Source organism: Pseudomonas koreensis (genome assembly GCF_036668835.1).
In the GTDB taxonomy this organism is placed as follows: domain Bacteria; phylum Pseudomonadota; class Gammaproteobacteria; order Pseudomonadales; family Pseudomonadaceae; genus Aquipseudomonas; species Aquipseudomonas koreensis_I.
The window spans coordinates 412,797-436,011 of the sequence record NZ_JAZEVW010000004.1 but is presented as its reverse complement, the minus strand read 5'-3'; the positions used below and the strand labels follow the sequence as shown (position 1 = coordinate 436,011).

General features: G+C 60.0%; 17 protein-coding genes. 10 read left to right on the top strand and 7 right to left on the bottom strand.

Going from position 1 to position 23,215, the window contains the following annotated elements; translation table 11 throughout:
• The first annotated feature begins 145 nt into the window (after window positions 1–145).
• Genes V6F91_RS14625 through secB form a run of 3 tightly spaced genes read left to right on the top strand, consistent with a single transcriptional unit; the run spans window position 146 to window position 1,358 of the window.
• Window positions 146–559, top strand: coding sequence for a rhodanese-like domain-containing protein (locus V6F91_RS14625; RefSeq protein ID WP_332765559.1), 414 nt, complete (start codon window positions 146–148; stop codon window positions 557–559).
• 1 nt (window position 560) lies between these two features.
• Window positions 561–815, top strand: coding sequence for a glutaredoxin 3 (grxC, locus tag V6F91_RS14620; RefSeq protein WP_332765557.1), 255 nt, complete (start codon window positions 561–563; stop codon window positions 813–815).
• Between the two features lie 57 nt (window positions 816–872).
• Window positions 873–1,358 (top strand): protein-export chaperone SecB, encoded by a 486-nt coding sequence (gene secB, locus V6F91_RS14615; RefSeq protein WP_064117041.1) that lies wholly within the window; start codon window positions 873–875, stop codon window positions 1,356–1,358.
• Window positions 1,359–1,480: 122 nt separating this feature from the next.
• Here secB and V6F91_RS14610 read toward each other — a convergent pair whose 3' ends face one another.
• Window positions 1,481–1,936, bottom strand: coding sequence for a tRNA (cytidine(34)-2'-O)-methyltransferase (locus tag V6F91_RS14610; protein WP_332765553.1), 456 nt, complete (start codon window positions 1,934–1,936; stop codon window positions 1,481–1,483).
• On the opposite strand from V6F91_RS14610, the gene V6F91_RS14605 reads away from it, so the two are divergent.
• Entirely contained in the window at window positions 1,935–2,375 is a 441-nt protein-coding gene (locus V6F91_RS14605) for a hypothetical protein (RefSeq protein WP_332765551.1), read from the top strand. The genes V6F91_RS14610 and V6F91_RS14605 overlap by 2 nt on opposite strands.
• A gap of 304 nt (window positions 2,376–2,679) precedes the next feature.
• Window positions 2,680–4,560: a leucine-rich repeat domain-containing protein gene (locus tag V6F91_RS14600; protein ID WP_332765549.1), complete on the top strand. Its 1,881-nt coding sequence runs from the start codon at window positions 2,680–2,682 to the stop codon at window positions 4,558–4,560.
• Window positions 4,561–5,184: 624 nt separating this feature from the next.
• Here the strand turns inward: V6F91_RS14600 and ntrC are convergent.
• The 5 genes from ntrC to glnA form a co-directional block, all read right to left on the bottom strand.
• On the bottom strand, window positions 5,185–6,621 hold the full coding sequence (ntrC, locus tag V6F91_RS14595; protein ID WP_332765547.1) for a nitrogen regulation protein NR(I): 1,437 nt from the start codon (window positions 6,619–6,621) through the stop codon (window positions 5,185–5,187).
• Entirely contained in the window at window positions 6,618–7,703 is a 1,086-nt protein-coding gene (gene glnL, locus V6F91_RS14590) for a nitrogen regulation protein NR(II) (RefSeq protein WP_090280248.1), read from the bottom strand. The genes ntrC and glnL overlap by 4 nt, the downstream gene beginning before the upstream one ends.
• Before the next feature lie 231 nt (window positions 7,704–7,934).
• A complete protein-coding gene (locus tag V6F91_RS14585; RefSeq protein ID WP_332765544.1) occupies window positions 7,935–8,552 on the bottom strand; it encodes a DUF4124 domain-containing protein in 618 nt (205 codons plus the stop codon).
• Window positions 8,549–9,067: a DUF4124 domain-containing protein gene (locus tag V6F91_RS14580; protein ID WP_332765542.1), complete on the bottom strand. Its 519-nt coding sequence runs from the start codon at window positions 9,065–9,067 to the stop codon at window positions 8,549–8,551. Before V6F91_RS14580 ends, V6F91_RS14585 begins: the two co-directional genes overlap by 4 nt.
• A gap of 278 nt (window positions 9,068–9,345) precedes the next feature.
• The gene (gene glnA / locus V6F91_RS14575) at window positions 9,346–10,752 is read right to left on the bottom strand and encodes a type I glutamate--ammonia ligase (RefSeq protein ID WP_186552128.1); all 1,407 of its coding nucleotides are present in this window, start codon (window positions 10,750–10,752) and stop codon (window positions 9,346–9,348) included.
• A gap of 328 nt (window positions 10,753–11,080) precedes the next feature.
• Between glnA and thiI the strand changes: the two genes are divergently transcribed.
• On the top strand, window positions 11,081–12,535 hold the full coding sequence (gene thiI / locus V6F91_RS14570) for a tRNA uracil 4-sulfurtransferase ThiI (RefSeq protein WP_093105919.1): 1,455 nt from the start codon (window positions 11,081–11,083) through the stop codon (window positions 12,533–12,535).
• Window positions 12,536–12,674: 139 nt separating this feature from the next.
• Window positions 12,675–14,495: a translational GTPase TypA gene (gene typA, locus V6F91_RS14565; protein ID WP_090280259.1), complete on the top strand. Its 1,821-nt coding sequence runs from the start codon at window positions 12,675–12,677 to the stop codon at window positions 14,493–14,495.
• Between the two features lie 242 nt (window positions 14,496–14,737).
• On the opposite strand, the gene V6F91_RS14560 is transcribed toward typA, so the two are convergent.
• Window positions 14,738–15,175: a YkgJ family cysteine cluster protein gene (locus V6F91_RS14560; RefSeq protein WP_025110918.1), complete on the bottom strand. Its 438-nt coding sequence runs from the start codon at window positions 15,173–15,175 to the stop codon at window positions 14,738–14,740.
• Window positions 15,176–15,433: 258 nt separating this feature from the next.
• Here V6F91_RS14560 and V6F91_RS14555 point away from each other — a divergent pair, with 258 nt between their 5' ends.
• The 3 genes from V6F91_RS14555 to V6F91_RS14545 all read left to right on the top strand — a co-directional run bounded on the left by V6F91_RS14555 (window position 15,434) and on the right by V6F91_RS14545 (window position 23,089).
• Complete coding sequence (locus tag V6F91_RS14555; RefSeq protein WP_203420375.1) at window positions 15,434–17,884, top strand: glycogen/starch/alpha-glucan phosphorylase; 2,451 nt, start codon at window positions 15,434–15,436, stop codon at window positions 17,882–17,884.
• Window positions 17,885–18,143: 259 nt separating this feature from the next.
• The gene (locus V6F91_RS14550) at window positions 18,144–21,728 is read left to right on the top strand and encodes a DUF2339 domain-containing protein (protein WP_332765532.1); all 3,585 of its coding nucleotides are present in this window, start codon (window positions 18,144–18,146) and stop codon (window positions 21,726–21,728) included.
• Window positions 21,725–23,089 carry a DUF3999 domain-containing protein gene (locus V6F91_RS14545; protein ID WP_332765530.1) on the top strand — a complete coding sequence of 455 codons (1,365 nt, stop codon included), beginning with the start codon at window positions 21,725–21,727 and terminating at the stop codon, window positions 23,087–23,089. Before V6F91_RS14550 ends, V6F91_RS14545 begins: the two co-directional genes overlap by 4 nt.
• Window positions 23,090–23,215 lie beyond the last annotated feature (126 nt).

Genomic DNA, 23,215 nt, shown 5'->3' with positions numbered 1-23,215 from the left:
CTCGTGGCTAATAAAGAAGAGGGCGATGCAAAACGGAGTTGGAGTTTAAAGCGAAGTTCCGACCGCGTCACCGCCGGACGGGGTTTGGCCGACCATAGTGGCTGTGTATACTGGCCGACATTTTAACGCCCTGGAACCTCCTTCGATGGTTGCTCACCTGATTGAATTTGCCACTAACCACTACATTCTTGTCGGTATCTTCGTCGTATTGCTGGCACTGTTGCTGGCGCACACGATGCAGGGCGGCGGTAAAAGCCTGAGCACCGGCGAACTGACCGCACTGGTCAACAAAGATGCAGGCGTGGTGGTAGACATCCGTCCGGCCAAGGATTACGCCGCTGGCCACATCGTTGGTGCGGTGAACATTCCGCAGGACAAACTGGCTGCCCGTACCGGCGAGCTGGAAAAACACAAGTCCAAGACCATCATTCTGGTCGACGCCCTCGGTCAGACTGCTGGCACTCACGCCCGCGAGCTGATGAAATCCGGCTTCACTGCGGCCAAGCTGTCCGGCGGGATTTCCAGCTGGAAAGGCGACAACCTGCCACTGGTGAAGTGATATGAGCCACGTCGTCGTCTACTCCAGCGATTACTGCCCTTACTGCTCGCGCGCCAAGCACCTGCTCGCCAGCAAAGGCGTGGCCTTCGAAGAGATCAAGGTCGATGGCAAGCCGCAGCTGCGCGCCGAAATGACCAGGAAGGCCGGGCGCACGTCCGTGCCGCAGATCTGGATCGGCGAAAAGCACATCGGCGGTTGTGATGATTTATATGCTCTGGAGCGCGCCGGCAAACTCGACGCGCTGCTCAAGGGCTGAACGGCTGCACCCACGTACAGCACTCCCTAATAGACCCAAGATCGATAAGGATCTGAGATGACTGACCAACAGAACACTGCAGCCAGCGAAGAAGAAACCGCACCGCAATTCTCCTTGCAGCGCATCTACGTACGCGACCTGTCCTTCGAAGCCCCGAAAAGCCCGGCGATCTTCCGCCAGCAGTGGGACCCGGCGGTCGCGCTGGATCTGAACACCCGTCAGAAAGCGCTGGAAGGCGATTTCTTTGAAGTCGTGCTGACACTGTCCGTGACCGTGAAAAATGGCGAGGAAGTGGCCTTCATCGCTGAAGTGCAGCAGGCCGGTATCTTCCTGATCAAGAACCTCGACGCCGCTTCGATGAGCCACACCCTGGGTGCGTTCTGCCCGAACATCCTGTTCCCGTACGCGCGCGAAACCCTCGACAGCCTGGTCACCCGCGGCTCGTTCCCGGCGCTGATGCTGGCCCCGGTGAACTTCGACGCCCTGTACGCGCAAGAACTGCAGCGCATGCAGGAAAGCGGCGAGACGCCAACCGTTCAATAACGGTTCAGCGTGTCCCCATGTGGGAGCGAGCCTGCTCGCGAAAGCGGTGTATCAGTCGACGAATCCGTCATCTGACGCGCCCTCTTCGCGAGCAGGCTCGCTCCCACATTTGTTTTGCGGTGTTATTTAAAGTCGTTCTGGCGCCAGGCTTCGTACACGGCGACCGCGACGGTGTTGGACAGGTTCAGGCTGCGGCATCCTTCACGCATCGGCAGGCGCAGACGCTGTGCCGGCGGCAGTGTGTCGAGCACTTCCGGCGGCAAGCCACGGCTTTCCGGACCAAAGATAAACGCATCACCCGGCATGAACGCCGCGTCGTGAAACGGCCGCGAGCCCTTGGTGGTAAACGCGAACAAGCGCGGATTGCCGAGGCTTTGCAGACAACTGGCCAGGTCCGCATGGCGTTGCAGCGTGGCATATTCGTGGTAGTCGAGACCGGCACGGCGCAGGCGCTTGTCGTCCATCTCGAAACCCAGCGGTTCGATCAAATGCAGGTGGCAGCCGCTGTTGGCGCACAGCCTGATAACGTTGCCGGTATTCGGCGGAATTTCTGGTTGAAAAAGGATGACGTGAAACATGCACGGCTCCGAAGGTAAAGATGAGCGGCATTCTACGCCGCCTGTGGACGACCGTTCGAAACTATTCCCGCGAGTGATCGGTTCGCTGGCCATCGTCGGAATGATGATCGGCCTGATGATCGGTCGACTGACCACGCCGGATCCGAGCGTGCTGGAGCGCGTCGAGGTCACCGACGGCGGTTTGGTGGTGTGGTTCAACAACGAGCCGAAGCTGCATGGCGAGATCATCGACGGCACCATCGCATTGCTGTTTCAGGCGCAAGGTCAGCCGCAAAAGGGCCAGCTCAAGCTCGACGGCAGGGATGTGAACTGGCGCACCCGCAAAAGCGATGGTGGTTTGCTGCTGACGGTGCTGGCGGCGCGGCCGTTGCGGGGCGACTGGATCGGAAGCGAGGTCGATGACCGCTGGCGGCTGGAAGTTCGATTGCGAGAGCAATGATCTGAACTTCATCGTTACCTCCGACGTTTTTTAACGGCATTTCCCACCGCTGCCGTTGACCTTTCCCACCCCCAGCCACCGCAAGCGCGCGCTATCGTCTGCTCTCACGCTCAAACGGCAGGATGCCGACCACAAGCTGCCCTTGCGCACCTGCAGGGGGAAGCTCTTCAAGGATGAAAAACATGCCGGTCAAACCACCCCGCGGCGGCAGTAGCCGCGTTGATATCGATACACCAGCCAGCCCTGCTCGACCGACGGACCTGGACACCGCATTGGTGGATTTGCCAGGCCGCGTGGCTTCGAGATGGGCGCTTTGCTCGATCCTTTGCTGCGCCCAGCTCCGTCATCCATTGGTGCCGATATCGAAGCCGTCTCGCCGTCGCATACCGTAGTGGTTCACGCGGCGCCCCTTGATGCACGGCCGATTGCTCCGGACGTGTCGCTTGCTGCCTATGTCACTGACGGTCGCGCTATACGTGCGCCAGTCAACAATGAAGGTCTTCGGGTTATTAACCAACGCACATACGCTGACCTGCAAATCGGCGGCATGGCTATGGTTGCTGCTGATCCGCATACCGGACTGTACCGGGCCCGTCGACCAAGCGAGTTGCTGCCTTCAGGTCCGGTGCTGCTGCGCGACGCCGCCAGCGGTCTCTGGCACCCTCGCCTGGTTGTTGAACAGGCGACCCGAGCTCAGGTGAAAAAATATCTGCCGGAAGCGACCGATCAGCAGGCGGACGACTTCGTTGCTCTGATCGGCGACAAAGATATTTCAGACGTGGAGCTCAGGCGCGTTCAGATCGGGTTTTCCGAGTTGGACAGCACGATCAAGCGCTGGGACGTTTTGGTGGATAGAATTCACCACAACTATAAACCGTTTGAAACCGTGCAAGCCAAGCTGCGGCGACTGTACAAGTGGCTGGGTGAGCCTGATGAACGTGTCTACCGCAACGGGCGTATGACAGGGTTCAAACTCCAGCTCGAGCTCAATTCCTATCTTGTTCGTGAGCTTGCGACAGGTCAGTTCAACTCTATTTCCGACCTTACGATAATATTGCGCTGGGGATGGGATGATCTAGACACCTTCCTGGCTCAGTTTCCCAATGTTGAATCATTGAAGCTTGCGTCGCACAACGGGCCGACTTCCGTGGGTAGCGGATTCAGGGGGAAATACTTCCCGGACGTAGTCACGTCGCGCACGGCCGCGCAATTCAAGAACTTTGCCCGATTGCGAGAGCTCGATTTGCAAGAATGTTCCTTACTGTCTGATTTTTCAGTAATGGGCATGAACGAATTGCGCGTACTTAAGCTCGGCAGCTCTTATAAAGATCGAGATCTTTCGGCCTTGGTCGGTCAACTGTCCGATTTGCGACGTTTGCAGGTACTTGAGTTGCAGCGCAATGTATTGAGAGCCGCGCCCGATGTCTCCGACATGGCCGAGTTGCGATATCTCGATCTGACAGATACCGGCATATTCAAGCCGCCAGCCGGGCTGGATTCCGAGGGAGGGCCGAAGCATCTGGAAGTATTGAAGCTGGCTGACAACCCTCTGCACTTTGCGCCGTCAGTCAAGACGCTGACCGCGTTGCGAGAACTGGATCTGTCCAATACCGGCCTGGAAAAATTCCCGGAAGGCATTACCCCGCAACTTCCAACGACAGTATTGAATCTTTCAAACAATCGGATCAAATCGATTCCCGAGTCCGTTGAGCTCAGAGCGGGATTTAATCTCAACGGCAACCCGATAAACGATCCGTCTTCTCTTCGACGTCTGATCCATGCCCGTATCAAGACTGGCAGCGATATTTGGCTCGCAGAGCAACATACTGATCGGTCGGCAGCGCTCTGGTTGCGAAATGTTCCGCAAGCGCAGGCGGCTGAAAATGCCAGACTCTGGGATAGTTTCGAAGGTCCTTGGAGTACGCTGCTGAACGGTATACGCACGCTGAGTCGCACGTCCGAATTTCATGTTGAGCGCCCGCTTTTGCAGCGCCGTGTCTGGCGGGTTCTGGAAAATTTCAGTCAGGCGGATGCGGTGGAGCGAGCGTGGCTGAGCACAATCGTCGAATTTGAATCAAGTCCTGGAAAAATGCTCGATTGGCTGGAAGCGGAAATACGAAAATATGACGGGGGGCGGCAGAACCCGCCATTACATCACCGGCCCAAGCGCCCACGGCTTGAGTAATTCGTTGGGGCGCAGTGGCGGTGTAAAAGCGGGAATCCCTGACCTGCCTGTATCAGGGTTCCCAAAAGTGTGGGCTTCGCGTATCGCGTCGGCCCGGTATAAAGAGGGAACCCCCGGCCTGCCTGTACCAAGGATCCCAAAAGGTTGGGCTCGCCGCGTTGCGCTGTGAGCCCGATGTAAAGAGGGGAATCCCCGGCCTGCCTGTACCAAGGTCCCCGAAACGGGTGGTGAAACGAATCACCTGAGATAGGTATTGCAGGCGGCGTGCCAGGTTTTAATCTGCTGAGACAAAAAAACGCTTTGGGAACGCGAAAGCCCCAGGACTCGGGGCTTTCGCGTTTTTGAATAAAGGATTTATCAGTGTTTTCAGGAGTGATTGTGGCGATACGGCTATGCGCGATCACGGGTCATTGTGCATTGATGCGGTGCACGGCGGCCCTCCCTGGCCCCTCTCCCGGAGGGAGAGGGGACTGACCGAGTTGCCGGTTGAAGTTACGCGGACCTGAAAAGTCGGACCGAACTCGGGAATTGAATCCAACCTAAATCAGCTCCCTCTCCTTAGGGAGAGGGCTGGGGTGAAGGGACGGATCTCGAATACACCGACAACCTCAAGCGAACGAAGCTTTATCCTTCTTCCCCGTCATCTTCATCACCCCCATCAACCTTCATCCCCAATTCCTTGATCTTGCGCGTCAGGGTGTTTCGCCCCCAACCCAGCAATACCGCGGCATCACGGCGGCGGCCAGCCGTATGTTTCAAAGCCGTCTCGATCATGATCCGCTCGAACGCTGGCACGGCGCTGTCGAGCAGACTCGACTGGCCGCGCGCCAAGGCCTGATCGGCCCACTGACGCAGCGCCTGCTCCCAGTTGGTCACCGGTGCCGAATCCTGCGGCAGATTCAGCAGTTCTGGCGGCAAATCGCTGACGTGCACTTCGCGCCCGGAGGCCATGACCGTGATCCAGCGGCAGGTGTTCTCCAACTGACGCACGTTGCCCGGCCATGGCAGGTTTTTCAGGTATTCCTCGGTCTCGCTTTTCAGCAGCTTCGGCTCGACCGCCAGTTCCTGTGCGGCGCGGCTGAGGAAGTGTTTGGCCAGGGTCGGGATGTCTTCACGACGATCCGACAGGCGCGGGATGTGGATGCGAATTACATTGAGGCGGTGGAACAGGTCCTCACGGAATTTGCCCGCGTGCACCAGAGTTTCCAGGTTCTGGTGCGTCGCGGCGATGATGCGCACGTCGACCTTGACCGGCACATGCCCACCCACCCGATAGAACTCGCCGTCGGCCAGCACGCGCAACAGACGCGTCTGGGTATCGGCCGGCATGTCACCGATTTCATCGAGGAACAGGGTGCCGCCGTCTGCTTGTTCAAATCGGCCGCGACGCAAATTCGCCGCGCCAGTGAACGCGCCTTTTTCGTGACCGAACAGCTCCGACTCCATCAGATCCTTGGGAATCGCTGCCATGTTCAGCGCAATGAACGGCGACGCTGCGCGTGGGCTGTGACGGTGCAAGGCGTGGGCGACCAGCTCTTTACCGGTACCGGATTCCCCGTTGATCAGTACGGTGATGTTGGAATGGCTCAAACGCCCGATGGCGCGAAACACTTCCTGCATCGCCGGCGCTTCGCCGATGATTTCCGGGGTGCGGGTCAATGCCGGTACGACTTCCAGGCCTTGCTGTTCCTGAGCGTGCTGATTGGCACGCTTGACCAGCGAAACGGCCTCGTCGACGTCGAACGGTTTGGGCAGGTATTCGAAGGCGCCGCCCTGATACGAGGCAACCGCGCTGTCCAGATCGGAGTGAGCGGTCATAATGATGACCGGCAACCGCGGGTGCTGTTCGCGAATCCGCGCCAACAGGTCCAGACCGCTGGCGCCGGGCATGCGGATGTCGGAAATGATCACGTCCGGCTGCTGCCGCGCCAGGCGACTCATCACGCCATCGGCGCTGTCGAAGCTCTGGGTGGTCATGCCTTCCTGCTGCAAGGCCTTTTCCAGAACCCAACGGATAGAACGGTCGTCATCGACGATCCACACGGTTTCACTACGGCTCATGTCGATGTGGCTCCTTGTTCCAGTGGCAGGAAGATCGAGAACGTGGTGTGGCCTGGATGGCTCTCGCACTCGATCAGGCCCTGATGCTGACTGATGATGTTCTGGGTAATGGCCAGGCCCAGCCCGGTACCGTCCGGGCGTCCGCTGACCATCGGAAAGAAAATGGTTTCCTGCAGTTCCGCCGGGATGCCCGGGCCGTTGTCGATGATCTCGATTTTGGTCACCAGACGATGGCGGATGTGGCCGATGGTGAACTGGCGCATGGCGCGGGTGCGCAGGCTGATGCGGCCCAGACGCAGCTCGTTCTGGCTGCTGATCGCCTGCATCGCGTTGCGCACGATGTTCAATACGGCCTGGATCATTTGCTCGCGGTCGATCAATACGTCAGGAATGCTCGGGTCGTAATCGCGCACCAGGGTGATGCAGCCCTGACTCTCGGCCTCGACCAGTTGGCAGACACGTTCGAGCACTTCGTGGACGTTGCACATCGCCAGCGACGGCAGCTTGTTGGAACCGAGCATGCGGTCGACCAGATTGCGAAGGCGGTCGGCCTCTTCAATGATCACGTTGGTGTAATCGCGCAGGCTGTCTTCCGGCAGTTCGCGGGCCAGCAATTGCGCGGCGCCTCGAATACCGCCGAGCGGGTTCTTGATTTCATGGGCGAGGCCGCGCACCAGCATCTTGCTGGTTTCCTGCTTGGACAGTTGCGCCTCTTCCTTGGTGATCCGCAGCAAGCGGTCACGCGGGTGGACTTCCAGCAAAAGCAGGGTTTCGCCGTTGCTGAGGATGGGCGTTACCGCGTAATCCACGGTCAGCGTCTGGCCGGTCAGCGCAGTCAGCATGGCTTCGCGCTTGGTAAACGGGTGCGCTTGCTCGACCGCCTGACGCAGGGAGTTCAGCGCCTCGGGGGATTCGGTGAACAGCTCGCTGATGAACTGGCCATGGCTGCGCTGACCGCTGACAGCCAGCAGCATCTCCGCCGCGGGGTTCATGTACTCGAGGCGCAATTGCGCGTCGAGCAGGATGGTCGCGGTGGTCAGGTTGTCGAGCAGCAAACGGTGGATTGCGTCGCTTATGGTCATCTGGACCCCTTTTGGAGCAAGGCGTGCGCGAGAACTAAGCGCTGATAACGGGAAAATGCAAAAACCAAACCAAGGCTCCGAAAAGAAGCGTTTAACCCCCTGAAACAGGCGTTTGACGCGCGTTTGTATGGCACGAAGCCAGCTTGAACGTGAAGTTTCGAACCAAAATGGGTTGGAATTTGTGTAGGGTGCAGTTTAGCGCACCAATATAGTGCGCTAAGCTCGGTAGCGTCAGAAGAAGCGCAGGAAGGGGTTTTTCGCTTCTTCAGGTTTGTCTTTCAGCGGGCATTCCGGCCGCACGCCGTAATCGTCTTTGGTGCAGGGTTTGACCTGGCGTTTCTGCGCCAGCGAAATGCGCAGCATGTGGAAGGGCTGGTTGGCGGTGCGTTCGACGGTGCGCCCGTCAGCGTCGAGAATTTCTGCCGACAGGTTGTGGCTACCGCGATCGATATTGCTCAGCGGGAAAACCGGGCTCAGGCCGGGCTCGCCAGTGGGCTGGCCGTCCAGCAGCAAGCGGTAGCGGTGACCCTCCTGAAGACCCGGCTCGCTGGTGATGCTGACAATCAGTTCCCCGGCACTGCTGCGGATAGTCGCATCCGGTTCCGGGACCAGAACCCGCAGCATGTCGTAATGAAACGGTGGCTGCGGTGTGGCGTTCCTGGTTTTACTGCTCGGTGCAGCGACGGTCGGGGTGGCAGACATGCGATTGCTGGTGGCGATCGGCACACGTTTGGCATTGCCGCGTGGCTGGTCGGTATAGACGCGTTTGCCCTGGGCATCGATATAGGTGAACACCTCGGCCGAGGCGGGCAAGGCGAGCAGGCAAAGGATCAGGACCACACCTTTCATGGTCTGTGCACCCGCTGCACGGTGAAGGCCGCGGGGGGGCTTTGCTGGATGACGGTCTGGCCGTCGATCACCTGCACCGCAAGCCGATGTTCGCCGCGGTCGACGTTCACCAGTTGCAGGCTCGGCACGTTGCTCGGTTGGCCGTAGGGTTCGTCGTCGAGTACCAGTCTTAATTGATGTGGCGGCTGCAGACGCGGCTTGAGCAGCACGTTGACGGTGAAGGTGCCATTGTTGGCGCGCAGGGCTTCTTCCGTGGGCAGGCCGGCCAGTTCAAGGATTTCGTAGGCATTGCGCGGAGGCTGTGGCGTCTCGGCCTTGGGCATTGGCACGGGCGGCGTACCTGGCGCTTGCGGTTCGACGCGGTTCAAGGGTGGCAGCTCGACCGGCTGCGCCTTCACGCCGTCCGGCGAATGATCGCTGTAGACCGTGTTGCCGTTGGCGTCGGTGTACTTGTAGATCTGCGCAGCGGCGGGCAGGGCGATCAGCAGCAGTATGTAGAGGAGCGTGCGACCCATGAAATCGACCGGGGTTTGGAAACGATGGGTGCAGCATAGGATATGCAGGGCGGTTGGCCCAACTGGCGACACATCCAAAGATCATTCAGGCACCACAGATCCCCTGTGGGAGCGAGCTTGCTCGCGAAGGCGTCGCATCAGTCACCATCATCTTCAATGACACACCGCTTTCGCGAGCAGGCTCGCTCCCACATGGAAAATGCGCTGCGCTAGGCAATAAAAAAGGCCTCCCGAAGGAGGCCTCTTCTTGTCACGCCGCTTTACGCAGCGCTACCGGATCAGCAGCTGTAGTACAGCTCATATTCCAGTGGGTGCACGAAGGTGCGAACCTTGATTTCTTCTTCGGATTTCAGCGCGATGTAAGCGTCGATGAAATCGTCGGAGAATACGCCGCCCTTGGTCAGGAACGCGCGGCCCTTGTCCAGCTCTTCCAGGGCTTCTTTCAGGCTGCCGCAAACCTGTGGGATCTCTTTCGCCTCTTCAGGCGGCAGGTCGTACAGGTTTTTGTCAGCCGCATCGCCTGGGTGGATCTTGTTCTGGATACCGTCCAGACCAGCCATCAGCAGTGCTGCGAAGGCCAGGTACGGGTTGGCAGCCGGATCCGGGAAGCGTGCTTCGATACGGCGGGCTTTCGGGCTCGACACGTAAGGAATGCGGATCGATGCGGAACGGTTGCGAGCCGAGTAGGCAAGCATGACCGGCGCTTCGAAGCCTGGTACCAGACGCTTGTACGAGTTGGTAGCCGGGTTGGTGAAGCCGTTCAGGGCCTTACCGTGCTTGATGATGCCGCCAATGAAGTACAGAGCGGTATCGGACAGGCCGGCATAGCCTTCACCAGCGAAGGTGTTCTTGCCGTCTTTCCAGATCGACATGTGTACATGCATGCCCGAACCGTTGTCGCCGTACAGTGGCTTCGGCATGAAGGTCGCGGTGCGGCCGTAAGCGTCAGCAACGTTGTGGACAACGTACTTCAGGGTCTGGGTTTCGTCGGCTTTCTTCACCAGGGTGTTGAACTTGACGCCGATTTCGTTCTGGCCGGCAGTCGCCACTTCGTGGTGGTGAACTTCAACGGTCAGGCCCATTTCTTCCAGTGCGTTGCACATGGAGGTACGGATTTCGTGGTCGTGGTCGAACGGCGGAACCGGGAAGTAGCCACCCTTGACGCCTGGACGGTGACCTTTGTTGCCACCTTCGACGTCCTGGTCGGACATCCACGAGCCTTGCTCGGAATAGATCTTGAACATCGAGCCGGAGATGTCCGACTTGAATTTCACCGAGTCAAAGATGAAGAACTCAGGCTCTGGACCGGCGAACACGGTGTCACCGATACCGGTGGCTTTCAGGTGTTCTTCGGCGCGCTTGGCGATCGCACGTGGATCGCGGTCGTAGCCTTGCATGCTCGAAGGTTCGATGATGTCGCACACCAGGATCAGGGTAGCGTCTTCGGTGAACGGGTCGAGAACGGCAGTTTCGTCAACCGGCATCAGGATCATGTCGGAGGCTTCGATGCCTTTCCAGCCAGCGATGGAGGAACCGTCAAACATTTTGCCGACTTCGAAGAAGTCTTCATCCAGCGCATCGCGAGCCGGCATGGTCACGTGGTGCTGAGTGCCTTTGGTGTCCGTGAAGCGCAGATCAATCCATTTGACGTCATGATCTTTGATGAGTTGAACCGTCTTCGACATACTGTCCTCCGGGTGGCTTAGGGCTAGTAGTGGATGCCCTTAAAGTTGGGTGATGCCGGCGCGAATACTCTGCCAAGGCAACCTGCCTCACAAGGGAGCAAATTGCATGCCAGTGCCCCAGCATGGGTTATTTGCCCCAATTTCATGCTTATAAGCGCCGCAAGCGGGCTGATTCGGAAAATATCGCCCTTTAATGTGGCGGCGCAAATCGAAAATGACCCGTTTTGGTGCATGCAAAACCTTCTGCACATTAACTGGTTAAACCTTGAGCAATTTCCGCTATAATCCGCGCCCCCCTTTTTCGGCTGGCCGTTCGCGCGCTGTTTTCATGAAACTAATCGTAAAAGTCTTCCCCGAGATCACCATCAAAAGCCGCCCTGTCCGGACGAAGTTCATCCGCCAGCTGGCCAAGAACATCCGCACCGTGCTCCGCGACCTGGACCCGGCAGTGGTGGTGAACGGCGTGTGGGACAATCTCGAGCTGGAAACCCGCGTTACCGACCCCAAAGCCTTGAAAGAGATGGGCGAGCGCCTTACCTGCATGCCGGGTATCGCGCACTTTCTGCAGATCGACGAGTACCCGCTGGGCGACTTCGACGACATCACCGAGAAGTGCAAGCAGCATTACGGTGCTGCGCTGGCCGGAAAGATTTTCTCGGTGCGCTGCAAGCGTGCCGGCAAGCACACGTTCAGTTCGATGGACGTCGAAAAATACGTCGGCAGCAAGTTGCGTCGCGAGTGCGGTGCGGCCGGAATCGACCTGAAAGCGCCGGAAATCGAAGTCCGTATCGAAGTTCGCGACAAACGGTTGTTCGTCATCCACAGCCAGCACAACGGCATCGGCGGCTACCCGCTCGGTGCGCTGGAGCAGACGCTGGTGTTGATGTCCGGCGGCTTCGACTCGACCGTGGCGGCTTACCAGATCCTGCGCCGTGGCCTGATGACGCACTTCTGCTTCTTCAATTTGGGCGGGCGTGCCCACGAATTGGGCGTGATGGAAGTCGCGCATTTCATCTGGAAGAAGTACGGCAGCTCGCAACGCGTGCTATTTGTCAGTGTTCCGTTCGAAGAAGTGCTGGGCGAAATTCTCGGCAAAGTCGATAACAGTCATATGGGCGTCGTATTGAAGCGTATGATGTTGCGCGCGGCGTCAAACATCGCCGAGCGCCTGCACATCGACGCGCTGGTTACCGGCGAGGCGATCTCCCAGGTCTCGAGCCAGACCCTGCCGAACCTGTCGGTGATCGACTGCGTGACCGACAAGTTGGTCCTGCGCCCCCTGATCGTGGCGCACAAACAGGACATCATCGACACCGCGAACGAGATCGGCACCGCCGATTTCGCCCGGCACATGCCGGAATACTGCGGGGTCATTTCGGTCAACCCGAAAACGGCCGCCAAACGCGGTCGGGTTGAGCACGAAGAGCAGCAATTCGACATGGCGGTGCTCGAGCGCGCGCTCGCCAACGCCAAACTGGTGCCAATCGATCGGGTGATCGACGAATTGGGCCAGGACGTACAGATTGAAGAAGTCAGTGAAGCACTGGCCGGCCAGATCGTGATCGACATCCGTCACCCGGATGCGGCCGAGGATGAGCCGCTGGAACTCGCTGGCGTAGAAGTACAGACGATGCCGTTCTATGCAGTGAACGCTCGTTTCAAGGAGCTGGATCCGACTCGCCAGTACCTGCTGTATTGCGACAAAGGCGTGATGAGTCGCCTGCATGCTCACCATTTGCTCAGTGAGGGGCATGCCAATGTGCGCGTTTATCGACCGAGCTAAGTGCCCGGGGCTGTTTGCCTGTGGCCTGCGTCACCGGCCCCCCGACACCGCCGTCAAGCTGTAACGGCCATGCCGGACACTACTGCTAATCGCTGCCAAGACTTGTCAGCAAACCGAATCCTCTGATCGAGATACACAAGTGATCGAAAATCTACGCAACATCGCCATCATTGCCCACGTTGACCATGGTAAAACCACCCTGGTAGACAAACTCCTGCGTCAATCCGGCACTCTGGAGCGCAACGAGCTCAACGACGAGCGCGTGATGGACTCCAACGACCAGGAAAAAGAGCGCGGTATTACCATTCTGGCGAAGAACACCGCCATCAACTGGAACGGCTACCACATCAACATCGTGGACACCCCGGGCCACGCCGACTTCGGCGGCGAAGTTGAACGCGTAATGTCGATGGTCGACTCCGTTCTGCTGCTGGTTGACGCTCAAGACGGCCCTATGCCGCAAACCCGTTTCGTGACCAAGAAGGCTTTCGAAGCCGGCCTGCGTCCAATCGTGGTGATCAACAAGGTTGACCGTCCAGGCGCGCGTCCGGACTGGGTTCTGGACCAGATCTTCGACCTGTTCGACAACCTCGGTGCGACCGAAGAACAACTGGACTTCCAGGTTGTTTACGCTTCGGCCCTGAACGGCATTGCCGGTCTGGACCACACCGCCATGGGCGAAGACATGACTGCGCTGTACCAGGCAGTCGTCGACCACGTTCCGCCTCCGGCCGTTGACCGCGACGGTCCGTTCCAGATGCAGATCTCCGCTCTGGACTACAACAGCTTCCTGGGTGTTATCGGTGTTGGCCGTATCGCTCGCGGTCGCGTCAAGCCGAACACTCCGGTTGTCGCGATCGGTGCCGATGGCAAGCGTCGCAACGGCCGTATCCTGAAACTGATGGGTCACCACGGTCTGCACCGCGTTGACGTTGAAGAAGCTGCGGCCGGCGACATCGTCTGCATCAGCGGTATGGATTCGCTGTTCATCTCCGACACCCTGTGCCACCCGGACACCGTCGAGGCGATGAAGCCGCTGACCGTTGACGAGCCAACCGTTTCGATGACCTTCCAGGTAAACGACTCGCCATTCTGCGGTAAAGAAGGCAAGTTCGTGACGTCCCGTAACATCAAGGACCGTCTGGACAAAGAGCTGCTGTACAACGTTGCACTGCGCGTTGAAGAAGGCGACTCGGCTGACAAGTTCAAGGTTTCCGGCCGTGGTGAGCTGCACCTCTCGGTACTGATCGAAACCATGCGTCGCGAAGGCTTCGAGCTGGCCCTGGGCCGTCCTGAAGTGATCATCCGTGAAGTTGACGGCGTGAAGCAGGAACCGTTCGAAAACGTGACCATCGACATCCCTGAAGAATCCCAGGGCAAGGTCATGGAAGAGATGGGTCTGCGTAAAGGCGACCTGAGCAACATGGTCCCGGATGGCAAGGGCCGTGTACGTCTGGAATACAACATCCCTGCTCGCGGTCTGATCGGTTTCCGTAACCAGTTCCTGACCCTGACCAACGGTGCTGGCATCCTGACCTCGATCTTCGATCGCTACGACACCGTCAAGTCGGGCCACATGTCCGGCCGTCAGAACGGCGTTCTGGTTTCGGTTGAAACCGGCAAGGCACTGACCTACTCGCTCGAAACCCTGCAGGCTCGTGGCAAGCTGTTCGTAGAACACGGCCAGGAGATCTACAACGGTCAGATCGTTGGTCAGAACAGCCGCGACAACGACCTGGGTGTAAACCCGACCAAAGGCAAGAAGCTCGACAACATGCGTGCTTCGGGTAAAGACGAAACCATCGCTCTGGTTCCACCGGTGAAGTTCACCCTGGAACAGGCTCTGGAATACATCCAGGAAGACGAGCTGTGCGAAGTCACGCCTAAGTCGATCCGTCTTCGCAAGAAGATCCTCGACGAAAGCGAGCGTACCCGCGCTGCCAAGAAAGCCAAGGCGTAATCCAGCCCTGGAATAAAAAACGCCCCCGGTCGCGAGACCGGGGGCGTTTTTGTTTGTCTTCCCTCACCCTAGCCCTCTCCCGGAGGGAGAGGGAACTGATTGTGGGATGCTTGAGGCATACGCTGAACTGAGTAACCAAGTCGAACTCAGGTTTGAAAGCGACAAAGATCGGCTCCCTCTCCCTCGGGAGAGGGCTGGGGTGAGGGGCTGAGGTCTGACGGCTAGCGAAGATGCAGCGCCGGTCAGAACTTCTCGATCGCGCGGAAATTCTGCACGCGCTCCACTTCCTTCGGCTTGTACGCGCAATACCCCGGCCGCGGGCCGATTTTCGGGTGGTTGCGGCAGGTGTCCGGGCGCTTGTCATAAATGGTGCACAGGCGGCTTTTACGATCCAGGTAATAGCAATCGTTGTTGCTCATGCGCTGGAGGGTGAAAATCCCCGACTTCTGATTGAAACGCTCGACCAGGCCTTCCTTTTGCAGACGCTTGGCGATGTTCTTCGGCGGATCGCCCAGTTCGAACTCATCGACCACACCGATGCGTACCAGATCCTTGATCTTCACCTCGACCGGCAGCGTGCAGCAGCTGGACATGCACGAGCCGCACATCGGCGCCGAATATTTGGCCCACGTATCGAGACGATCGATCTCGGCGGCGGCGATCAGGTTGGGTTTCATCATCGGGAGTTACCAGGGTGTGTGCATCAGGGCGCGCGATCATACCGGGACGGGTGGATTTTTGAACAACCTTTCGCCAGATTTTTCTAGCTACCTGCACTTCGCCGGGCAATTCGGCACGGCCCCTGCATTCATTGGTTCATCCGCCAAGGTTATGCCGGGCCACTTCACAGTCTCCGGAAATACAGCCGAACCAGAGCCGTTACCGTCGGTCAGACCGTCTAGGCTCAGACAATTCCCCGCTCGCTCGAGGTCCTATTGATGACTCAAGAACCACTAGTTCGCGAAGCAGAGGTGGCCGCATTCCGCGACGCCGTCCTGACCAAGCTCACCTACGCGGTGGGCAAGGATCCCGATCACGCCTTTGACCATGACTGGTTCGAAGCCATCGCCCTGGCGGCGCGTGATCACATGGTCGAACACTGGATGGACCACACCCGGCAGATCTACCGTAAAGGTCAGAAGCGGGTGTATTACCTCTCGCTGGAATTTCTCATCGGCCGCTTGCTCTACGACAGCCTGAGCAACCTGGGCCTGCTCGACGTTGCCCGTGAGGCGCTGACTGAACTCGGCGTCGATCTGGAGCGCATCCGTTTGCTGGAGCCCGACGCGGCGCTCGGCAACGGCGGCCTCGGGCGCCTGGCGGCGTGCTTCATGGAAAGCATGTCGACCCTCGGCATTGCCGGTCATGGCTATGGCATTCGTTACGAGCATGGCTTGTTCCGTCAGGCGATTGTCGATGGCTGGCAGCAGGAGCAGACCGAACACTGGCTGGATTTCGGCAACCCGTGGGAATTCGAACGGCCGGAGGTGGTGTACCCGATCGGCTTCGGCGGCAGCGTCGAAACCGTCACCGACGCCAATGGCAAGACCCGTCAGGTCTGGTCGCCGGCGGAAACCGTGCGCGCAATTGCTTACGACACCCCAGTGGTCGGTTGGCGCGGCGCCAGCGTCAATACCCTGCGGCTGTGGCGTGCGCGTGCGATGGAAGAGCTGCACCTGGAGCGTTTCAACGCCGGTGACCACCTTGGCGCAGTCGCCGAAGTGGCCCGCGCCGAAAGCATCTCGCGCGTGCTCTACCCGGCAGACAGCACCGAGGCTGGTCAGGAACTGCGTCTGCGTCAGGAATACTTCTTCGTCGCCGCGTCGCTGCAGGATCTGCTGCGCCGTCACCGCAACATGCACACCTCGGTACTGACCTTGGGTGACCACGCAGCGATTCAGCTCAACGATACCCACCCGTCGATTGCCGTCGCCGAACTGATGCGTCAATTGGTCGACGTCTACGACGTGGCGTGGGATGCGGCTTGGCAGGTAACGGTCGACACGCTGTCGTACACCAACCACACGCTGTTGCCGGAAGCACTGGAAACCTGGCCGGTCGGCCTGATGGAGCGCATGCTGCCGCGGCACATGCAGATCATTTATCTGATCAACGCCCAGCACATCGACTCGCTGCGGGCCAAGGGCATTCATGATTTCGACGTGCTGCGTGCGGTGTCGCTGATCGAAGAAGACAACGGCCGCCGGGTGCGCATGGGCAACCTCGCATTCCTCGGCTCGCACAGCGTCAACGGCGTGTCCGGACTGCATACGCAACTGATGCGCAAAACTGTCTTTGCCGAATTACACAAGCTCTACCCGGAGCGGATCAACAACAAGACCAACGGCATTACCTTCCGCCGCTGGCTGTTCCAGGCCAACGCCGAGCTGACCTCGATGCTGGTCGATGCTGTGGGCCCGGAGATACTCGATCATCCCGAAGAGCGCCTGCTCGAAGTGGAACCGTTCGCTGAGAAAACCGCGTTCCGCAAAGCGTTTGCCGAACAGCGCCTGCACAGCAAAAAAGCCTTGGCCTACCTGATTCACGAGCGTCTGGGCATTGCCGTCAATCCGGCGGCGATGTTCGACGTGCAGGTCAAACGCATCCACGAATACAAGCGTCAGTTGCTTAACCTGTTGCACACCGTCGCGCTGTATCAAGCGATTCGTGCCGAGCCGGAAGTCGACTGGGTGCCTCGGGTAAAAATCTTCGCCGGCAAGGCCGCAGCGAGTTATCACCAGGCCAAACTGATCATCAAACTGACCAACGACATCGCCCGGGTGGTCAACAACGACCCGACGGTGCGCGGCTTGCTCAAGGTGGTGTTCCTGCCCAACTACAACGTCAGCCTGGCGGAGAGCATCATTCCGGCGGCGGACTTGTCCGAGCAGATCTCCACCGCCGGTTTCGAGGCGTCGGGCACCAGCAACATGAAGTTCGGTCTCAACGGCGCGTTGACCATCGGCACCCTCGACGGCGCCAACGTGGAAATGGCCGAGCGCATCGGTGCCGAGCACATGTTTATTTTCGGCCTCAGTGCGCAACAGGTTGAGGCGCGCAAGCAGAACCACGAGTTCAGCGCCTTGCCGGACATCGCCGCGTCCCATCGCTTGAACGATGTGTTGCAAGCGATCCGCAGCGGCGTGTTCTCGCCCGACGATACCTCGCGCTACACCGGGCTTATCGATTCGTTGATCGACTACGACCGTTTCCTGGTCTGCGCCGATTTCGATTCGTACTGGGAAGCGCAGAAGCGCGTGGAAGCGCACTGGCATGACTCCAATAACTGGTGGCGTTCGGCAGTGCTGAATACCGCGCGGATGGGCTGGTTCTCGTCTGACCGGACCATTCGTGAGTACGCCACCGATATCTGGAAAGCGCTGGAGTAACTTTCCGCAACAAATCTGCGCAAGGCCCAACGTTTGTTGGGCCGGATCGATATACTGAGCGCCGGTTACCGGTTGCTTCAGTCATCACTAATCCAATGTAGGAGTGAGCCTGCTCGCGATAGCGTCATCACATTCAACATCTTCGTTGACTGACTGACAGACCGCTATCGCGAGCAGGCTCACTCCTACAAGGGTTTGTGCCTAGACTGAAGCCATCGCCGGACTCGCCCCGCCCCGGGGCTGCTTAGGGATATCGACCATGCAATGGATGTTCATGTTGATCGGGCTGGTGCTCGGTGGACTGCTCGACGAGTCGTTCAGCGCTGCGCTGTTGGGCGCGCTGCTCGGGCTGGCGATTGCGCAGACGATCCGCATTGCGCGGCTCGGCAAACTGACGGCTGCGCAACAGCAGCAACTCGAACAAGCGAAAGTCGCCTTGCAAGGCGTCGAGCAGCGACTGTTTCTGCTCGAAGGCGCGCCGCTCCATGCTGCGCCACCGCCGTTTTCCGCTCCCGTCGCTGAGCCGGTAGCCGAGCCTGTCGAAGTCCTCGAACAAGCCGCTGCGCCTGAACTGATCTGGGAACTGCCGCCCGAACTCGAGCCGGTCGCCGCCGCCACCCGGGAAACCAGCCAGTCGCTACCGGACGACGTCTGGCGCGCCGAACCGGCCCCTCGTGAACCGCAAAAACCTGCCGAACCCCGTGGGCCGAACCTGATCGAGCGTGGCATCAGCGCGGCACGCAACTGGCTGTTCGGCGGCAACACGGTGCTGCGCGTGGGCGTGGTGCTGCTGTTTTTCGGTCTGGCGTTTTTGCTGCGTTACGCCACCGAAGGTATGGTGGTGCCGATCGAATTGCGTTACGCCGGGGTTGCGGTTGCCGCGTTGGGCCTGCTTGCGCTGGGCTGGTGGTTACGCCGGCGCAACACAAACTATGCGTTGATGCTGCAGGGCACCGGGATCGCGGTGCTGTACCTGACGGTGTTCGCGGCGATGCGCTTGCATCCGCTGCTCGATCCTTCAGCCGCGCTGGGCCTGCTGGTGGCTGTGACGGTGTTCTCGGCCATTCTGGCAATCACCCAGGATGCCTTGGGGTTGGCCGCTGCGGCAGCCTTGGGCGGTTTTGCTGCGCCGATCCTGACCTCGACGGGGGAAGGCAATCACGTCGCGCTGTTCAGTTATTTCGCGCTGCTCAACGCCGGTATTCTGGCCATTGCCTGGTTCAAGGCCTGGCGCCTGCTCAATCTGATCGGCTTCGTTGGCACCTTTGGCATCGGTTTCGCCTGGGGTCTGCGTTCTTATGTTCCTGAGCTGTTGTGGAGCACCGAGCCGTTCCTGATCCTGTTTTTCCTGATGTACCTGACCATCGGCTTGCTGTTTGCCCGACGCAAGCTGCTCGATCTGGCCGATGCCCCGGCGGACGTCGATCGCGAGGCGCTGTTGCACTGGTCGGCGCGCAAGGGCGATTACGTCGACGGAACAATGCTGTTCGGCCCGCCGATCATTGGTTTCGGTTTGCAGTTCGCCATCGTTCAGCACCTGGAATTTGCGGCGGCGTTCAGTGCCCTGGCGCTAGGCATGCTCTATATGGCGCTGGCCAGGCTATTGATGGGTGGGCGCGCAGTGTTGCTGGGCGAAACCTGTCTGGCGCTCGGGGTGATTTTTGCCAGTCTGGCGATTCCGTTGGGGCTCGATGCGCGCTGGACTTCAGCGGCATGGGCCGTCGAGGGCGCGGGGATTTTCTGGCTAGGCCTGCGCCAGCATCGACCGTTTGCCCGGGCCTTTGCGCTGTTGCTGCAATTGGGCTCGGCGCTGGCCTTCCTCAGTGAATTGCGCGTCGGCGAAAACAGTTTGCTCGACGGTGCGCCACTGGGCGCGTTGATGCTCGGCGGTGCGCTGCTGTTCAGCTTCTATCAACTGCGCAACGCGGCAGTGGAGCAGACCGCGCCGTGGGAGCGCCAGGCATTGCCCGTGCTGGCGAGCCTGGGCCTGACGTTCCTGTACCTGCTGGCACCGCTGTTTTTCTTCACCCAAGGCACAGCGATCAGTTGGGCGCTGGCCGGGCTGGCAACGTTGTGGGTCGGCCTGCGCATTCAATCGCGCACGTTCCTGTTCAGCGCGTTTGCCGTGCAATTGCTCGGCGGCGCGTTGTTCCTGCTGCGGCTGCAAGGCGCGGGCGAGGATTCGTCAGCAGTGTTCAGCGCGGGCTGGAGTGGTTTGCTCAGCGCATCGCTGATCGGTCTGGCATTGATCGCCGGCATGTTGCTGGCGGCGCGCGATGACATGGTACGCAGCGACGTGCGTCTGCTGCGCGGCTTGTCCGTGGTGCTGTTGGCCGGTCTGGTGCTGATCAATCTGGCAGTGCTGTTTGTCCTGCCGTGGCAGACCGCGAGTGCGGTGTGGGCGGCCAGTGGTTTGCTGATCATCTGGCTGAGCCTGTATCTGCAGCAGCGCGTCAGCTTCGTTTTTGGCCTGCTGTTGCAGGTGATCGGCGGCGCTGCATTTTTGCTGGCTGGCCCGGAGCTGCTGGGGCCGTTGTCCAGCGAAGGCTTGAAGCCGCTGGCCCATGGTGGATTCTGGACGCCGCTGGTGCTGGGACTGGCGGCGATGGTCGGCGCGTGGCGCTTGCAACTGGGCAACCATGCCTCGGCGTTTGATGCGTTGAGTTTGCAGCGCTTGTCCGAAATATTGTTGGTATGGGGCGCTGCTTGGTGGACGCTGGCGTGGGTCAGTGAGGTGCTGCGCTTTGCCCCGGCCAATCTGCAAGCGACGCTGTTGTTATTGCTCGCGGCGCTCAGTGTGGCGCTGTGGACGCTGGCGTCACTGCGGCTGAAATGGCCGGCGCTGGGTTTGCTTTGCACTTTGCTGATTCCCGCGGCTGCGCTGGTATTGCTCGGTGCATGGCAGTCGCGTTATCACCCGGCGGCCGACTTCGGCTGGCTGGCCTGGACGCTAGTATTTGCCGCGCATTTCTTCAGCCTGCGCCGCCTCGCGCCGATGCTGCCGGCACGCGCTTTAAGTTCCGCGCATGTACTCGGTTGCTGGCTGCTGATCGGCGTGCTGGCGCTGGAGTTGCGTTACGGTCTGCTGCTGTTGTCCGAGCAGTACAACGCCTGGCGCTGGCTGGGCTGGGCGATTCTGCCGAGCGTCTATCTTTTGCTCGCAGCTGCACCGCGTACGTGGCCATGGCCGGTGGCGGCGTTTGCCCGCGAGTACCGTTTGTACGCCGCTGCGCCGCTGGCCGTGTTGATGTTGGCGTGGTTCTGGCTGGCCAACGGTGTCAGCGATGGCAACGCCGAACCGCTGCCTTATGTGCCGCTGCTCAACCCTCTGGAGTTGGGGCTGCTGTTTGCCTTGTTCGGCGTTTATGTGTGGTCGCGCAGTGCTTTGGCACAACTGTCGATCCGCCGGAACTACGCCGACACCGCCACGCAACTGATCGCCGGGGTTTCGCTGTTCGCCTTCTGCACGGCGCTGGTGACCCGCACCGCGCATCATTGGGCTGGGATCCCGTTCGAACTGGACACGTTGCTCGCCTCGATGCTGGTGCAGGCCGGGTTGTCGATCGTCTGGACGCTGATGGCGCTGGGGCTGATGATCGGCGGTCATCTGCGCCATCGCCGCGAAGTGTGGCTGATCGGCGCGGCGCTGATTGCGCTGGTGGTGGCGAAACTGATTTTTGTCGAACTGAGCAACCGTGGCGGCCTCGCCCGGATCGTCTCGTTTATCGGCGTCGGCGTGTTGCTGCTGGTGGTGGGCTATTTTGCCCCGTTGCCGCCCAAGCGCGTCGAAGCCGAACCGGCGGCGGACAAACCCGCCACGGAAACCGAAGGAGTTGTCTCTTGAGTCGCATGCTGAATCTGGGTTGGTTGGCGTTGGGCGTGGTGATGGCTGCCGGCGCCCAGGAAAAACCCGCGGACTTCGCCACGCAGGTGCCACTGTCGGTCAGCGGCAACGGCCCGTGGTATCGCCTCGAATTGCCGCTGAGCGTGCAATTGCAGGCGCGCCAGACTGATCTCGGCGACTTGCGCGTGTTCAACGCCGCCGGTGAACCGCAGGCTTACGCGCTGGCCCGCGAATCCGCGCAGACCCGCGATGACGGTCAGTTGCACGACGTCAAATGGTTCCCGCTGTACAACGCCGCGGATGCCAGCGAACGCGCGCCGAACGTGCGCGTGCAGTCGACCACTAATGGCACGCTGGTCGAAGTGCAGCCTTCTTCCCAGCTCGAGGCCGGCGAAGAAGTGCTGCGCGGCTGGCTGCTCGACGCCAGTGCGATCAAGGCGCCGTTGCAGCAGTTGATTCTCGACTGGACCAGCGAGCGCGACGGTTTCCAGCGTTTCAGCATCGAAGCCAGCGACGACCTGCAGCATTGGCAGGCGTGGGGCGAAGGCCAGGTTGCACGGCTGACGTTCTCCGATGAGCGCATCGAACAGCACGAAGTGACCCTGCCGGGGCAGACCGCGCGGTATGTGCGCCTGCTCTGGGAGTCGCCGGGTTCAGCGCCAATCCTTACTTCGGCGCAACTGAAAAGCAGCGACCCGCGTCATTTACCGCTGCCGTTGGTCTGGTCGCAAACCGTGGCCGGCAGCAGCACCAAGGCCGGGGAATACATTTGGCAGCTGCCGATGGGGCTGAATGTCGAGCGCGTGCAGATTGAACTGAAACAGCCGAACAGTCTGGCGCCGGTCACGTTGGCCGGCCGCCGCGAGAGCAGTTTGCCGTGGCAGACGCTGAGCAGTGGCTTGTTGTATCGCCTGACTCAGAACAATCAGGACGTGGTGCAGAACGAAATCCCCCTCGCCGGGCAGACCGTGCATCAGTTGAAGCTGACCGTGGACGAGCGGGGCGGTGGGTTGGGTGAGCAGGCGCCGGATCTGAAATACGCGGTGCGCGCCACGCAGGTGATTTTCCTCGCCCGGGGCGATGGGCCGTACAGCCTCGCCTTGGGCAATGCCACGGTGAAAACGGCGAACCTGCCGTTGACCACGCTGATTCCGGATTTCAAACCGCAGATGCTGGCGACGCTGGGCAAGGCCTCGGTGCAGAGCGAAGCCGTGCTGACGCAGACCTCGACGGCAACCACGGCTGCGGTGGCCGGGACCAATTGGAAAAAGATCGGTTTGTGGGCGGTCTTGCTGCTCAGCGTGGTTTTTTTGGGTGCGATGGCGTTCAGCCTGTTGCGCAAGCCGCCCGCCAACACCTGAGAAGGCTGGCGCTGCCCGCCAATCGCGAGCAGGCTCGCTCCCACCAGTGACCGCATTTTTTCATGTGGAATGCGGTCCTGGTAGGGGTGAGCCTGCTCGCGATAGCGGTCTACCAGCCTACAAAAA

Coding starts and splice junctions, on each gene's coding strand:
- V6F91_RS14625 (WP_332765559.1), top strand. CDS start 146: ATGGTTGCTCACCTGATTGAATTTGCCACTAACCACTACATTCTTGTC.
- grxC (WP_332765557.1), top strand. CDS start 561: ATGAGCCACGTCGTCGTCTACTCCAGCGATTACTGCCCTTACTGCTCG.
- secB (WP_064117041.1), top strand. CDS start 873: ATGACTGACCAACAGAACACTGCAGCCAGCGAAGAAGAAACCGCACCG.
- V6F91_RS14605 (WP_332765551.1), top strand. CDS start 1,935: ATGCACGGCTCCGAAGGTAAAGATGAGCGGCATTCTACGCCGCCTGTG.
- V6F91_RS14610 (WP_332765553.1), bottom strand. CDS start 1,936: ATGTTTCACGTCATCCTTTTTCAACCAGAAATTCCGCCGAATACCGGC.
- V6F91_RS14600 (WP_332765549.1), top strand. CDS start 2,680: ATGGGCGCTTTGCTCGATCCTTTGCTGCGCCCAGCTCCGTCATCCATT.
- ntrC (WP_332765547.1), bottom strand. CDS start 6,621: ATGAGCCGTAGTGAAACCGTGTGGATCGTCGATGACGACCGTTCTATC.
- glnL (WP_090280248.1), bottom strand. CDS start 7,703: ATGACCATAAGCGACGCAATCCACCGTTTGCTGCTCGACAACCTGACC.
- V6F91_RS14585 (WP_332765544.1), bottom strand. CDS start 8,552: ATGAAAGGTGTGGTCCTGATCCTTTGCCTGCTCGCCTTGCCCGCCTCG.
- V6F91_RS14580 (WP_332765542.1), bottom strand. CDS start 9,067: ATGGGTCGCACGCTCCTCTACATACTGCTGCTGATCGCCCTGCCCGCC.
- glnA (WP_186552128.1), bottom strand. CDS start 10,752: ATGTCGAAGACGGTTCAACTCATCAAAGATCATGACGTCAAATGGATT.
- thiI (WP_093105919.1), top strand. CDS start 11,081: ATGAAACTAATCGTAAAAGTCTTCCCCGAGATCACCATCAAAAGCCGC.
- V6F91_RS14560 (WP_025110918.1), bottom strand. CDS start 15,175: ATGATGAAACCCAACCTGATCGCCGCCGCCGAGATCGATCGTCTCGAT.
- V6F91_RS14555 (WP_203420375.1), top strand. CDS start 15,434: ATGACTCAAGAACCACTAGTTCGCGAAGCAGAGGTGGCCGCATTCCGC.
- V6F91_RS14550 (WP_332765532.1), top strand. CDS start 18,144: ATGCAATGGATGTTCATGTTGATCGGGCTGGTGCTCGGTGGACTGCTC.